This window comes from Desemzia sp. FAM 23989, assembly GCF_045528345.1.
In the GTDB taxonomy this organism is placed as follows: domain Bacteria; phylum Bacillota; class Bacilli; order Lactobacillales; family Carnobacteriaceae; genus Desemzia.
Genome location: NZ_JBGQQT010000010.1, coordinates 80,538 through 95,936, shown reverse-complemented (window position 1 = coordinate 95,936; position 15,399 = coordinate 80,538). Strand labels below are relative to the sequence as shown.

Sequence of the window (15,399 nt, the reverse complement as noted above, 5' to 3'; positions counted from 1 at the left end):
GACGGGGACGATGGGTTGATTATTTTTTTGATCTCGCATAGTAAAAATCCCTCCTGTCTGATTGAGATAAGTCAATCTTACAAGAGGGGAGACAACAATTCTATGCGGTTAATTTTAACGGGCTTACAGAAGAAGTGCATTTTTTACTTACTAACGTCAATTATCGTAAGTCCTTCTTTGAAAGGGTATAGTCGTAATTTTACAATTGTGTTACAAATATCTCTTTTTTATGTTGGGAAAATGCGAAAAGAAGATTTAAATATTATATTTTAGTATCAGGTATGTTAGAATAGGAAATGGATTTATCGGGCGAATGAGTTTTTACCATCAGAAATGCCCCTAGTTTCGTAGAATCGTAAACTAGGGAAAAATTGCTGTGCGCTAGTTTAGTGAAATAGTATAGATCGATCTAATTAAACTGGAAAATCATAAAATACAGTAAGATATATAAAGGGCGTGCAAAACATTATGAAAGTAAATAATGCAGAATTTATCATTAGTGCTGTTTCACCAAAACAGTATCCTACGACAAACCTTCCGGAAATTGCGTTGGCAGGAAGATCAAATGTAGGGAAGTCTTCTTTTATCAATAAGATGACGAATCGTAAAAAATTAGCTAGAACTTCCAGTAAACCTGGAAAAACGCAAACATTGAATTACTACAAAATTGAAGAAAAATTCTATTTTGTCGATGTACCTGGTTATGGGTATGCAAAAGTTTCTAAAACAGAACGAGCTAAGTGGGGAGAGATGCTGGAGACATACTTTACACAGAGAGAAACATTAAAACTAGCCATTTGCGTGGTTGATTTTAGACATCCACCTACTAACGATGATGTTCAAATGTATGATTTCTTAAAATACTATGATATTCCTGTTTTAATTTTGGCAACAAAAGTAGACAAGATTCCACGCAGTAAATGGAATAAACATGAAAAAATCATTAAAGACGGCTTTGAGATGGATGCAGAGGATAAACTTCTTACATTTTCTTCAGAAACAGGATTAGGTATGGATGAAGTTTGGAAGTACATTGAAGAAAAAATCAAGTAGATTAAAAATAATGGACTTATATTAGGTGTTAAGACCTAGAAACGAATCTATTCACTCACAACGTTGGAATGAAGAATTAAAAGGATGATAAACATTGAAAATCTTACTTTATGGTGTGAATCATCAATGTGCACCAATAGAAATTAGAGAAAATTATGCTATAGAAGAGAGCGATATAAATCAACAACTTTCTGATATACACTCGTTTTCTGGAATAAAAGAAGTGGCTATTTTGACAACTTGCAATCGGACAGAATACTATTTGTATGTTGATCCTGATTCTTTTAAACACGGCGATATATTGCATTACATTGCTGATTATTCAGGGTACGATGTCTCTCAAGTGATTTCTACTACTTATGGAAAATCGAATTTGAGTGCTGCTTCACATTTATTTAATGTCACCACAGGTTTGGATTCCGCTATTGTGGGAGAAAGCCAAATATTGGGACAAGTAAAAAATGCTTATCGAGTTGCTCAAATGGCAAAGACAGTAGGCCCTATCTTGAGTTCTTTATTTAACAAAGCAGTAGCATTTTCTAAAAAAATGCATACCGTAACTAAAATAGATCAAGTATCACGAGATGCTGCTTCAGCAGCAGTACAGTTGTTCAAGCAAGAATGGTCGGAATTCTCCGATAAACGATTTTTGATCATCGGGGCAGGGAAAATGGCTCAATCTGCAGCAAAAGCCTTAGTTTACCAAGGGGCTGATTCTGTCACGATCGTCAGCCGTGACTATGAAAAGACAAAAAAAGTAGTAGCTAAATTAAACGAATGGTCGAATCTTCTGAAGAAACGTGAAATCAGTATGCGGACTTTTCATACAGGCGATTACAACCATTTGCCTATGTCATTAGCCAAAGTCGATGGTGTAATTACTGCTACCAAGTCTAAAGATTTGATTATAACGACGGATGTAGTCAAGAAAATGAATGATATACGGTTCTCTAAGAAAAATCAAATGATGATGGATCTTTCTGTTCCCCGGAACATAGAAACAGAATTGGGAATGGACAAACAAATTTTCCTATTTGATATGGACAGAATCAGCAGTGAATTAAAATCGACCAATCAATTACAAGAAAAAGAACTGAGTTTTATCAAATCAGAAATGGAAGAAGCTGTTTATCAATTCAATTTTTGGTTCCAGGAAAGAAAATCAGTTCCTTATTTGGAAGAATTCAGTCAAAAAAATAATCAACTCAAAGACACCGTGATGACCAGTTTACAAAATAAATTGCCTGAGTTAACGGAACATGAGACAGAAGTGATTCAGAAACACATGCAAAGCGTCATCAACCAATTGTCTAAACAACCGATTCAATCACTGAAAGATATGGCAAAAACAGACTCATCAGAAAAAGCTGAAAAAGAGATGAATCGATTTGCAGTAAATATTGGTTTGAGAGAAGAAAAACCTAAAGAAGAAGCAAAATCAGAAAAAGAAGACACTAAAGCACTAGAAGAAAACAAAGCGGTCTTTAATTTCGAAAGAAAAGAGGTCGTTCAGTTTGAGAAATACTACTAGATCAGAAGAAATCTTCAAAAAATCTGTTCAGCTTATGCCAGGCGGGGTGAGCAGTCCTGTGCGGGCATTTAAATCAGTGGATGTTCCTCCTATTGTAATGAAGCAAGGTAAAGGAAGCCATATTATTGATGAAGATGGTAATGAATACATTGATTATGTTTTATCATGGGGTCCGTTGATCCTAGGCCATGCAAATCCTGTTGTAGTTAAAAAAATCCAGGAAGCTGCCGCATTAGGAACTAGTTTTGGTACGTTGACCGAGATGGAAACTGCACTAGCTGAAATTGTGATCGATCGAGTACCTTCAATCGACATGGTGCGATTCGTAAATTCGGGAACGGAAGCCACTATGAGCGCGTTGCGCTTAGCGCGCGGTTATACCGGAAGAGATAAGATCATTAAATTAGAGGGCAGTTACCATGGACACGATGACGCTTTATTAGTCAAAGTAGGGTCTGGTGTAGCTACTCTAGGTTTACCTGATTCTCCAGGAGTTCCAAAAAGCACGACTTCCAATACGTATGTAGCTCCTTACAATGATTTGGCAGCTGTAAAAGAATTGTTTGCTGCTTATGCAGGCGAAATCGCTGCGGTCATTGTTGAACCAGTTGCGGGGAACATGGGAGTTATTCCTCCTGTAGATGGTTTTCTTCAGGGACTGCGTGAACTAACTCAACAAGATGGAGCGTTATTGATTTTTGATGAAGTGATGTCTGGATTTAGAGTCGGTTACCATAGTGCACAAGGCTACTTTGGTGTGACTCCCGATATTACTTGTTTAGGAAAAGTAATTGGCGGAGGGGTACCTGTAGGAGCTTACGGTGGACGCAAAGAGATCATGGAACACATTGCTCCAGCTGGTCAAATTTACCAAGCTGGAACATTGTCAGGTAATCCTATTGCTATGGCTGCTGGTATAGCGACACTATCTCAATTGACACCAGAAGATTACCGTTATTTTGAACATTTAGGCAATCTCCTAAAAGAAGGGATCCATTCCTTAAGTCAAGAATACAGTATTGACATAACCGTCAATCAAGCAGGCAGTATGATAGGAATGTTCTTTACTGAGGCACCTGTTTCTAACTATCAGCAAAGTAAGGCGAGCGATACAGCATTTTTCGCCAAATACTATAAAGAGATGGCAGATCGAGGCATTTTTCTGCCTCCTTCACAATTTGAAGGGATTTTCTTGTGTACAGAACACACGGAAAAAGATATTGAAGATACATTGACTGCTATGGATCAAAGCTTTGCAGCATTGATGAGATAGAGTTGAATAATGTGATCCAAAAGACTGAAAAGAGAAAAATTCTCTTTTCAGTCTTTTTTGCTCTTCATCTTCTAGCGTGGGTAAAGAAATTTTCTCCGGACTATGGTGTTGCTTACAGAAATCTATTGGACCGCCTTGAGCCGAAAAAAAAAGTCTCAACTACCATATCTTAAGTCGAAATCAGTCAATATAGTAGTTAATAAGGTCTTAACTACCATATCTTTAAAGTAGTTAACTGGATATGGTCTAAACTAGCTTCTCAACGACTATATCCTCAAACTCTTTAACCACATATGGTTCAAACCAACCCTTTAACTACCATATAATAAAAAAAACTCAACGATATAGTATCGCCTCTCAATAAAAGGGGACAATTGCAGCAATACGCTTGAGCGTAAGCCCACAGAGTTTCCTTTGTTTTGCATCCTTTGCATGGCTATAAGCAATCTCATATTCCACCAAAGATTTCTAGAAATGAGTTTTTTAAAGGTTTAGGATTTATTTTTTTTTACTTACCAACGTCAAATGTTGTAGAATCTCTTTTTTGCATAGGAAATATACATAAACGAGGCTTAAAACATGTATAAAAACGTTTAACAATGTATAAAAAAGGAATTTATCAAAAATATATTGCATAAATATTCTTGGTTTGTTAAACTATCTCTATTGATTATGAGTACCCTATTCAGGAGGAAAAAATATGAAGAAAAAAGGTTTGATAACCTTAATGTTGTTAGCTGGATTTATGTTGCCACTATTCTCATTCCCACAATTCGTTTCCGCAGAAGAAACCTCACAAGACACATCTTTGGAAGATATCAAGGAACGTGGCGTTCTCATTATGGGAACAAGTGCTGATTTCCCGCCATATGAGTTTCACGCGACTGTTGACGGAAAAGATACAATCGTCGGGATGGATATTTCGATTGCTCAGAAGATTGCGGATGATTTAGATGTAGAATTGCAAGTAGAAGATATGCAATTTGACAGCTTGATACCGGCTCTTGAAACAGGCAATATAGATATGATTCTAGCAGGTATGTCTGCAACAGAGGAACGTAAATTAAGTGTTGATTTTAGCGATACGTATTACCAAGCTACTCAAAACATTGTCATTCGTTCTGAAGACAAAGACCTATATGCTTCAAAAGATGATTTTGCAGGGAAAATCGTCGGGGCTCAAATGGGTTCGATCCAAGAAGGATTAACTAAAACAGAAATGACGGACTCAGAATTGATTTCTTTAGGAAAAACATCAGATTTATTGCTGGCTTTAAAAACCAAAAAAGTAGATGCTATCGTTATGGAAGGCCCGAACGCGTTGTCTTTTGCAGGCGTTGATGACGCGCTTCTGACTTTTGAAGGTGGTTTTGAAGGAGGAGAGACTGAAGGATCTGCTATTGCGATGTCTAAGGGATCTGACGCTCTAATGGATGTAGTCAATGTTTCGTTAGCTGAGATTCAAGCGGAAGACCTGATTCCTGAGTACCTAGCTCAAGCTGGAAATTATTTGGAAACAGCTCAAGATTCAGAATCGTCTGAGTCAGGCACAAATTCTATGACCAATTATTGGTCTTATTTCTTAGAAGGAACACTGAATACGATTTTTATTTCAGTAGTCAGCGTGATTATCGGTTCTATTATTGGTGTACTGTTGGCTTTAGTAAGGTTGTCCCACAATAAATTATTTAGTTTTTTAGCGACTGCTTATGTGGAGTTTGTACGTGGCACACCAATGATGATCCAAGTCATGTTTATCTATTTTGCTGTAGGATATATCATTAATATCCCAGCTATGTTAGCCGGAATTATTGCCGTTTCATTGAATAGCGGTGCTTATGTCTGCGAAATCATACGTTCTGGTCTATCCTCTGTTCCAACTGGCCAAGTCGAAGCAGCTCGCAGTTTAGGAATGAGTAAAAATACGGCTATGAGACACATCATTTTCCCTCAAGCATTGAAAAATATCTGGCCAGCTTTAGGAAATGAATTTGTAACGATCATCAAAGAAAGTTCGATCGTTTCTGTTATTGGGGTCAGCGAATTGATTTTCCAAACAAGAGTGGTCACATCTGTTTCTTACCGGGGTATTGCTCCCCTAGCAGTTAGTATGGTCATTTACTTTATCTTAACGTTCAGTTTAACTAAATTACTGAACTACTACGAAGGGAAGATGTCACATGATTAAAATAGAACATTTAGCAAAATCATTTGGAGAAAATGTCGTTTTAAAAGATATTAACGAGGAAATAAAAAAAGGTGAAGTAGTTGTGATCATCGGCCCTTCTGGTTCAGGGAAAAGTACTTTGCTGCGTTGTTTGAACTTATTGGAAAAGCCTACTGAAGGGGAAGTTATTTTTGACGGGACTTCTTTGACCAACGTAAAAGAAGCTAAATTAAACCATTTGAGAGAAAAAATGGGAATGGTGTTTCAAAATTTCAACTTGTTTCCTCACAAAAACGTATTAGAGAATATGAAAATCGCTCCTATAAAAGTAAAAGGGATGGACGAACAAGCTGCTGAAAAAACAGCGATTGAATTGTTGAGAAAAGTTGGACTGGAAGAAAAAGCACAGGCTTTTCCATCTAATTTGTCTGGAGGTCAACAACAACGGGTTGCCATTGCACGCGCATTGGCAATGAATCCTGAAGTCATGCTATTTGATGAACCGACAAGTGCATTGGACCCTGAAATGGTTGGGGAAGTATTGAGCGTTATCCAAGATTTGGCAGAATCAGGGATGACAATGGTCGTTGTAACCCACGAAATGGGCTTTGCAAAAAAAGTAGCCGATCGCGTATTGTTTATGGATGGGGGATACATTGTGGAGCAAGGAACACCAGAAGAAATGTTCAATTCTCCACAACATGAACGGACACAAGATTTTTTAGCTAAAGTGTTGTAGTACAGGTAGATGAAAAAAGTTTAAAAACAGTATCAGTGGAGTGATTCATTGGTACTGTTTTTATGTGTTCAATGTGAGAGTTCGCTGTGAAAGGGAGAAGAGGATCCTAGACCTTTTTAAGGCAAATGCATTTTTATCCATTAGATGACTTAAAATCGCAACAGAACTCGTCATTATCCAGGGATTCTCTCTTGTTTAAATGGACAAATGTCAAAAATAAAAGTACAATTAAGCGTGAATGTAGTAGAATCTTTCAAAGTTGATGAAGATTCCACAATAGGATCCTGATTTTTTGAGAAAAAAAGTAAATAAGTTATCCGTTCAAGAAATCATCAATAAATAGAATTATTCTAGTCTCAATCAATTGAGGAGGAAATAAGTATGTCAATGTTTTTAGATCAAGTAAAAATTAATGTTAAGGCCGGTAACGGCGGTAATGGAATGGTCTCTTTTCGTCGTGAAAAGTATGTTCCTGATGGCGGTCCATCTGGAGGTGACGGTGGTCAAGGAGGAAACATCGTTTTTGTAGTTGATGAAGGCTTAAGAACGTTATTGGATTTCCGTTTTAACCGTCATTTCAAAGCTTCACATGGAGAAAATGGGATGACTAAAGGAATGCATGGTAGAGGAGCAAAAGATTTAATCGTTAAAGTTCCACCAGGTACAGTAGTGAAAAACGCTGGAACTGGAGTAGTTTTAGGTGATTTGATTGAAGATGGCCAAACATTAATAGTCGCAAAAGGTGGTCGTGGTGGACGAGGAAATATCCGTTTTGCAACACCGAGAAATCCAGCTCCCGAAATTGCTGAAAATGGAGAACCTGGTCAAGAATTTGAAATCGAAATGGAATTAAAGGTATTGGCTGACGTTGGGCTAGTTGGATTTCCTTCTGTAGGAAAATCAACCTTGCTGTCAGTGGTTTCTTCTGCAAGACCTAAAATCGGAGCGTACCACTTTACAACTTTGGTACCTAATTTAGGAATGGTCCGTATTGACGATGGCCGCAGCTTTGTAATGGCTGATATGCCGGGATTGATTGAAGGAGCTTCACAAGGTGTAGGTCTGGGAATCCAATTCTTGCGTCATATCGAACGTACGCGTGTATTGCTGCATATCATTGACATGAGCGGCAGCGAAGGGCGCGATCCATTTGACGATTTCCAAGTTATCAATAATGAACTGGAGTCGTATAACTTACGTTTATTAGAACGTCCGCAAATCATTGTTGCGAATAAAATGGATATGCCTGATGCTGAAGAGAATTTAAAAGTATTTAAGAAAAAAATTCAAGAACTGAAAGAAAATGAATTTGATGACGATATCGCTATTTTCCCAATTTCTTCTGTGACTCATAAAGGGATCAGTGCCTTGCTGAGTAAAACAGCTGATTTATTGGAAAATACGCAACCGTTCCCTGTGTATGATGAAGTTGATGCGGATGATGAAGAAACAATTCTATACAAATACACACCAGAGGAAAAACCATATACGCTTGAAAGAGAACCGGATGCAACATGGACACTTGGCGGAGATAAATTGATCAAACTCTTCCAAATGACCAACTTTGATCATGATGAATCATCCTTGCGTTTCGCTCGTCAATTAAGATCTATGGGAGTAGACGCAGAATTGAGACAACGTGGTGCTAAAAATGGGGATATTGTTCGTATGAAAGATCAAGAATTTGAATTTGAATACATGGATTAAACAGCCCTGTTAGAATAAAGTAGAGATATACAGTTTAAGAAGATTAGGATGAAGGAAATGGAATTATTATTTTTGGGAACAGGTTCTGGCGTACCTTCAAAACAAAGAAACGTATCCAGTATTGCTTTGAAGCTGTTGGATGAAATAAACTCTGTCTGGTTGTTTGATTGTGGAGAGGGAACGCAGCAACAAATATTGCATACCACCTTAAAGCCGAGAAAAGTGGATAAAATTTTTATTACGCATCTGCATGGCGATCATATCTATGGACTGCCAGGTTTTCTAGCTAGTCGTGCTTTTCAGGGTGGAGATGGTCTAATTACTATTTACGGACCTGTAGGGATCGAGCAGTTTGTTAGGACGTCGTTGAAAATCAGTGGAACGTATTTAAAATATCCATTGAAATTTCAAGAAATCAAAAAAGAAGGCATTGTTTTTCAAGATAAATACTTTACCGTCAGTTGTCTGGAATTGAAGCATGGGATTCAATCGTTTGGATATCGAATAGAAGAAGCCAGTCATCAAGGAACGCTTCAGGCAGATAAAGTGAAAGAAGCAGGTATTCCGTTTGGGCCATTATTTGGCAAGTTGAAAAACGGCGAAACGATCACATTGGAAGATGGCCGGGTATTCAATGGAAAAGATTTTATTGGAGCGCCGCATCAAGGTCGAGTGGTGACTATTTTAGGGGATACTAAAAAAACAGATAACAGCAGATTGTTGGCAGAAAACGCGGATGTATTAGTGCATGAGAGTACATTTGATCATGCGAATCGCAAGCTTGCTAAAGAGTACAATCATTCTACAAATGTAGAAGCAGCTGAAACAGCTAAAGCTGCTAACGTGAAACAACTGATACTCACACATATCAGTGCTCGATTTTTATCCAAAGATGTTCATGCACTTGAAAAAGAAGCACAGAAAATTTTCAAAGAAACCACAGTAGTAAAAGACTTTAGTGAAGTAGATATTCCGCTTCAAAAAGATGGAGAATATTTATAGAGGAGGTAGCTTTGTGAAATCTGATAACCATTTGCAAGATAAAGTCGTTTTTATTACCGGGGCATCTTCTGGTCTCGGAGAACAAATAGCTTACGAAGCCGCTCTAGAAGGAGCCATCGTTGTAGTTGCAGCTAGGAGTTTAGATAAATTGCAGACTGTAAGAGATACCTGTGAAAAAATCTCAGGTAAAAAAGCCTACTTGTTTTCGATGGACATTTCAAAACCTGAGGAAATTGAAGCTGTCTTTCAGGAGATCACTGCAACAATAGGTCCTATTGATGTATTAATCAACAATGCAGGTTTTGGACACTTTGAAAGTGTATTGACGGCAGATATGGCAATTGCAGAGGATATGTTCCGAGTGAACGTGCTGGGATTGATGTACACCTCTCAAATGGCTGCGATTCATATGGCTGAACGAGAAAGTGGTCATATCATCACTATAGCCTCTATGGCAGGGAAAATGGCAACTCCTAAATCGACCATTTATTCTGCAACTAAATTTGCGGTTATTGGGTACACAAACGCTTTGCGTCTAGAACTGAAACCATTATCTATTCAAGTTTCAACGGTTAATTTAGGTCCTGTGAATACAACCTTCTTTGATAAAGCAGATAAAAATGGAGACTATTTAGCTAAGGTTGACAAATATGTACTGGATCCTAAGGAAGTGGCTCACAAAATCGTCCGTTTGATCGGTACGAACAAACGAGAATTGAATTTGCCGAAATCGATGGAAGTTGCCAGCAGATTCTATACGTTATTCCCTAAAATGGGGGATTACTTAGCAAGTACTCTATTCAATCAAAAATAAATTTCATATAAAAAGCTGAAACGACTAAACAAAGCGAGGTTGAAAAAATGAGAAGACAATGGACGACTATTATTGCATTGGTATTAGTGATATTGATTGCAGCGTTTGCGGTTATGAATACTGAGGCAGTCCCTGTGAATTTTGCTTTTACAGTTGCTTCATGGCCTTTAATCATGGTTATCTTAGTCTCCTTGCTTATAGGAGCTTTAGTAGCCGTATTGATTTCGACCGGGCCTTTACTGAAAGAGCGGAAAGAAGTCAAACAACTGAAAAAAGAAATAGAAAATTCCAAAGTACAGCAAGAACAAGAAATTGCACATATTCAAAAAGCTCATGAGACTGAATTAAGCGACAAAAACAGCTTAATTCAACAACTCCAAGCTCAATTGAATCAATCAGAAACCAAATAACGGTCTAATTTAAACTGCCTTAATATCTCTTCCACAACTGAAAAGACATTGAGGTAGTTTTTTATACCATTTTCATCTAGTTCTTGTAACTATGTTGTCTAGTAGCTTTGTGTGTGTTAAAATAAATTATCTTTTAAAAAGGATATGAAAACATGACGTATAATGAAGAGTTATTGAAATGGAAAGTGGATGTTGAAGAGTACCATTTGCCAAGATGGGATGATTTGCCAGATATCGACTTATATATGGATCAAGTCATTACATTGATTGAAAATTATTTAGTTATTTTCAATCCGACCCATGATAAAAAAATCATTACTTCCTCTATGGTAAATAATTATGTGAAATTGAAACTTATTCCAAAACCTGTCAAAAAAAGGTACACTAAGAAACACTTGGCCTATTTAATTGCTATCTCTATCCTTAAGCAAGTGATTACGATTCCAGAAGTCAGAGACGGTATCGTCTACCAAGCTTCAGTAAGCGGTATAAGAGAGGCTTATAATTTATTTTGTTCTGAACAAGAATATGCATTGAAGGCAGTTGCTTCGAGAATCGGAAATACCAGTAACGTTCCTTTAATGAAAGAGGATTGTACAGAAGAAAATATTTTAGTTCGAAATGCTACATTAGCAGTAGCGACTAAAATAGCGACTGAAAAATTAGTGGCTTCGCTTATAGTGACAGAAAATCAGGAAACTAAAAGTAATTAATTAAATGGAGGACGATTAGAAAATGAATAAAGAAAAGATTGCTTTTCTAGTTGATTCAGGATCAGATGTTCCACAGGACATTTTAGAAAAGGGCAATATGAAAGTGATTCCTTTGAAAATCATTTACAAAGATGGGGAATACACTGATAAAGTAGACATTCAAGCAGAAGAAATCTATGACCGTTTGAAAGAAGAAGTTCCTAAAACCTCTTTGCCTGACGGAGAAGCTATCAAAAAAATGATGATGGAAATCAAAGCAGAAGGCTACACTAAAGTTATTGCCATCACCATTTCAAGCGGCTTGAGCGGTACCAATAATATGGTGCGTTTAATGGCAGAAGAAATAGAAGGCTTAGACGTTTTTGTGTTGGATACCAAGAATATTGGAATCGGCAGCGGGTTACATGCAGAGCGAGCGTTATCGTATGTAGAAGCTGGTCTCGAATGGGAAACCATTAAACAAAAACTTCAAAATGGAATAGAAGATATTAAAGTACATTTCTATGTGGACACTTTAGAATATCTTCAAAAAGGCGGCAGAATTGGGCTTGTTTCATCACTTGTCGGAAACTTGTTAAACTTGAAGCCGGTTATTTCATGTAATGAGGATGGGATTTATTACACCGTTGCTAAAGCTCGCGGAAGTAAAAAAGGAATCCAAAAACTGATCGATACTACGATTGAATTTGCGCAGCAAGCGACTAAGTACGATGTGGCAGTATGTTACGCAGGTAGAGAAACTAAAGAATTGGCGGACACGATTGCAGGAAAATTGAAAAATGCTTTACCGAATATCCGTACAAGTTATTTTGATTCGCTCAGCCCAGCCTTAGGAGTACACACAGGGCCTGGTTTGATCGGGATCGCTGTCAGCCGATTGGAAAAATAAAAAAAGCTGCACTTCAAAAGCAAGAGTTCCTCTCTTGCTTTTGAAGTTTTTGCTTTTAGAGAGGCTGTTTTGCTGCACGTCATACGCATGAAAAAATTTAAATAAAAAATAAGATTACGAATCCTCTCGACTCTGGTATGTTAAAAGAAAAATGCGGAGGCGGGCGACATGAATGAGATTTTCCATCTGTTGAGTGAAGTGGAAGACCCCAAACAAGCTCATAAAGTGAAGCATTCCATCGCGGATATTCTATTATTGGTTTTGTTTGCCAAAATCGCCAATATTGAAACGTGAGAAGAAATGGAAGATTTCGATCTTCATTATGAGAAAGACCTGCTTTCTTTGAACTTCCCGAAATATTTAGACACGCTTTTTAAGCTGTGACTCGTTTGAGACCCGTGATATTTCTGGAGGAATAGGGGTTGCTTGTAGCCATGTAAAGGATGAAATGTGAATTACGGAGCGTTGGCTCTTCAGCGCTTACGATTCCGTTTGAAGCTTGAAAGTATGGAGACTACAGGCTCCAGACGGTCCCATGGCTTTCCACAAGCAAACCCGTCCATTCTGGAGGAAATTTCACCCCATAGAGCCGCACCAACTTATTAAGAGAGCGTTTTAAAAAGAGGACTTTTATTTTTGGGAGAAAGTACTTTTCATGCGTATGACGTGGTTTTGCTGTTCATTATCTACCATTCATACGGCTTATTTGATATACTAGTTAGGTTGGGAGTGAAGACTGTGATTAATGCTCGTATGAAATGGAAACAAGCAGGAAAAACTGAAAATCATCAATTGATCCAAGAATTATCCAAGGAACTTTCTTACTCACCGTTATTTATTTCTTTGTGTCTACAAAGGGGGTTAAATACAAAAGAAAAGATCGACTCTTTTCTTCATCCAAGTGAAGAGCGGATTTACGACCCTTTTTTGATGCATGATATGGAACGTGCCACAGAAAGAATCATGGCAGCGGTAGAAAATGGCGATAAAATTATCATTTACGGGGACTATGATGCGGATGGAGTGACTAGTACGTCGGTGTTGCTTGAAACACTGGAAATGATTGGCGCCAATGTAGATTTTTATATCCCCAATCGTTTTACAGACGGATATGGACCTAACAGTAAGGCTTTTGAAAAATTGATCAATGAAGGGTGCCAGTTGATCGTTACTTGCGATAACGGGGTGTCTGGGCATGAGGCGATTAAACGAGCTAAGGAATTAGGTGTTGATGTAGTCGTAACCGATCATCATGAGCTTCCTGAGGAACTGCCGGATGCTTATGCAATTGTACACCCACGTCATCCAGCTGGACAGTATCCTTTTGGAGACTTAGCAGGTGTAGGGGTGGCTTTTAAAGTTGCTACTGCTCTGCTTGGGGAAATGCCCGTTGAACTGCTGGATTTAGTAGCTTTGGGGACGATTGCCGATTTAGTCTCATTGAGAGATGAAAATCGGGTTTTGGTGACTCAAGGAATAGCATTATTGAAGCAAACGCAACGGTTAGGGTTAGCAGCCTTATATGAAGTAGCCGGTGTTAAGAAAAACGAAATGGATGAGGAATCAGTCGGTTTTATTATTGGGCCGAGATTGAATGCTCCAGGCAGACTAGGAGACGCTTCGCCTGCAGTACGTTTGTTAACTACATTTGATGAAAATGAAGCACAATCTATTGCGCAGTTTATCCAAGGGAAGAACGAAGAAAGACAACAGTACGTAAAAAAAATAACCGATGAAGCGTTCGATATGCTTGAACAAACAGATACTTCACCAGATGTTTATGTGTTAGCTAAAGAAGGCTGGCATGAAGGAGTCCTTGGGATCGTTGCCAGTAAAATAGTTGGAAAAACAGGCAAACCAGCGATCATCCTGAACATTGACCGTGAAAACGGAACGGCAAAGGGATCAGGCAGAAGTGTTCAAGCATTTCATTTGTATGAAGCTTTGGATACGATACGCCCTTTAACAGTAGCTTTTGGGGGACACCATATGGCAGCCGGATTAACGGTGCCAAGTGAAAATATTGAACAGATTCGTTCCAAATTAAATGACTATGCTGCTGTACAACAACTGTCAGGTCAAATGGGAGAAGAAATCCATATCGACAAAGTAGTAACCCAAGAAGACTTAACGCTCGAAACGGTTGAAGAGCTGAAAAAATTAGCTCCTTTTGGTACAGATAATCCTAAACCGACCTTTCAATTGGATAATGTGCTCGTGCAAACGGTCCGTAAAATAGGGGCGGACGGAACACACTTGAAAATGTCTGTTCAGCTTGATCAAACGAGTCTTGACACTATTGGTTTTGATTTTGGAGAAGTGGCAGATCGAATATCAGGAAACACTCGTCTGTCAACAGTCGGCAAATTGGAAATCAATGAGTGGAATGGTTCTAGAAAATTACAGTTGCGGATTGAAGATATAGCTGTTAAAGGTATCCAATGCTTTGATTATCGAAGCACACAAATTCCAGAATCATTATGGAATAAGCAAAACGCTGATTTCGTATTCTTTGATTCTGCGAACTATGAACAGTACCAAGAAAAGATGCCCGCTTCAAGCAAAGCTTACTTGATCCAGACACGAAAAGATGCTAAGCAATTTTTGATGCAGCATTCATTATTGGTATTGGTGGATTGTCCACCTTCATTGACCATTCTTTCTTTATTGATTGAACACAATAAACCGGAAAATGTTTTGTATTCTTTTCACAGTACAACGAATGATTATTTAGAAGGTATGCCAAATCGGCAACATTTTGCGAATGCATACAAGTTCATTTTGTCTCATCAGAATATTGATGTGAAAAATCAGCTGGGTATTTTAGCAAAAACACTGAATATGAAAGAAAATCGAGTAATATTCATTCTGCAGGTGTTTTTTGAGGTTGGATTTGTTAAAATAGAATCCGGACTTCTTAATCGAGTGGAAACAAATGAGAAAAAAGATTTAACACAATCTATTACGTACCAGAAAAAAGTACAACGTATCGAGGCGGAAGAAAGATTAGTCTATAGTCATGCTTGGGAAGTTGAGCAATGGCTAATGAATCAAATAACCATCAGCGAATAAAGAAGAATTTGACTGGTGAACGGAGGACA

13 protein-coding genes are annotated in these 15,399 nt (G+C 38.0%); all 13 read left to right on the top strand.

What is annotated here, in order from left to right:
- The first annotated feature begins 468 nt into the window (after positions 1-468).
- The 13 genes from yihA (at position 469) to recJ (ending at position 15,370) form a co-directional block, all read left to right on the top strand.
- Positions 469-1,053 (top strand): ribosome biogenesis GTP-binding protein YihA/YsxC, encoded by a 585-nt coding sequence (yihA, locus tag ACEN36_RS07595; protein WP_407097209.1) that lies wholly within the window; start codon positions 469-471, stop codon positions 1,051-1,053.
- A 94-nt stretch (positions 1,054-1,147) separates the two neighbouring features.
- Positions 1,148-2,584 carry a glutamyl-tRNA reductase gene (gene hemA, locus ACEN36_RS07590; protein ID WP_407101865.1) on the top strand — a complete coding sequence of 479 codons (1,437 nt, stop codon included), beginning with the start codon at positions 1,148-1,150 and terminating at the stop codon, positions 2,582-2,584.
- Entirely contained in the window at positions 2,568-3,857 is a 1,290-nt protein-coding gene (gene hemL / locus ACEN36_RS07585) for a glutamate-1-semialdehyde 2,1-aminomutase (RefSeq protein ID WP_407101867.1), read from the top strand. The genes hemA and hemL overlap by 17 nt, the downstream gene beginning before the upstream one ends.
- Before the next feature lie 700 nt (positions 3,858-4,557).
- Positions 4,558-6,045 (top strand): ABC transporter substrate-binding protein/permease, encoded by a 1,488-nt coding sequence (locus ACEN36_RS07580; RefSeq protein ID WP_407126292.1) that lies wholly within the window; start codon positions 4,558-4,560, stop codon positions 6,043-6,045.
- A complete protein-coding gene (locus ACEN36_RS07575) occupies positions 6,038-6,763 on the top strand; it encodes an amino acid ABC transporter ATP-binding protein (protein WP_407101871.1) in 726 nt (241 codons plus the stop codon). Before ACEN36_RS07580 ends, ACEN36_RS07575 begins: the two co-directional genes overlap by 8 nt.
- 381 nt (positions 6,764-7,144) lie before the next feature.
- The gene (gene obgE, locus ACEN36_RS07570) at positions 7,145-8,470 is read left to right on the top strand and encodes a GTPase ObgE (protein WP_407126291.1); all 1,326 of its coding nucleotides are present in this window, start codon (positions 7,145-7,147) and stop codon (positions 8,468-8,470) included.
- A 57-nt stretch (positions 8,471-8,527) separates the two neighbouring features.
- Positions 8,528-9,472 carry a ribonuclease Z gene (gene rnz / locus ACEN36_RS07565; protein ID WP_407097215.1) on the top strand — a complete coding sequence of 315 codons (945 nt, stop codon included), beginning with the start codon at positions 8,528-8,530 and terminating at the stop codon, positions 9,470-9,472.
- Between the two features lie 13 nt (positions 9,473-9,485).
- On the top strand, positions 9,486-10,286 hold the full coding sequence (locus tag ACEN36_RS07560; RefSeq protein ID WP_407126290.1) for an SDR family NAD(P)-dependent oxidoreductase: 801 nt from the start codon (positions 9,486-9,488) through the stop codon (positions 10,284-10,286).
- Positions 10,287-10,333: 47 nt separating this feature from the next.
- Positions 10,334-10,696 (top strand): lipopolysaccharide assembly LapA domain-containing protein, encoded by a 363-nt coding sequence (locus ACEN36_RS07555; RefSeq protein ID WP_407126289.1) that lies wholly within the window; start codon positions 10,334-10,336, stop codon positions 10,694-10,696.
- Positions 10,697-10,848: 152 nt separating this feature from the next.
- Positions 10,849-11,409 (top strand): DUF1836 domain-containing protein, encoded by a 561-nt coding sequence (locus ACEN36_RS07550; protein WP_407126288.1) that lies wholly within the window; start codon positions 10,849-10,851, stop codon positions 11,407-11,409.
- Between the two features lie 22 nt (positions 11,410-11,431).
- Positions 11,432-12,298: a DegV family protein gene (locus tag ACEN36_RS07545; protein ID WP_407126287.1), complete on the top strand. Its 867-nt coding sequence runs from the start codon at positions 11,432-11,434 to the stop codon at positions 12,296-12,298.
- A gap of 168 nt (positions 12,299-12,466) precedes the next feature.
- The gene (locus tag ACEN36_RS07540; protein WP_407126286.1) at positions 12,467-12,592 is read left to right on the top strand and encodes a hypothetical protein; all 126 of its coding nucleotides are present in this window, start codon (positions 12,467-12,469) and stop codon (positions 12,590-12,592) included.
- A gap of 342 nt (positions 12,593-12,934) precedes the next feature.
- A complete protein-coding gene (gene recJ, locus ACEN36_RS07535) occupies positions 12,935-15,370 on the top strand; it encodes a single-stranded-DNA-specific exonuclease RecJ (protein WP_407126285.1) in 2,436 nt (811 codons plus the stop codon).
- The last annotated feature ends 29 nt before the right edge of the window (positions 15,371-15,399 follow it).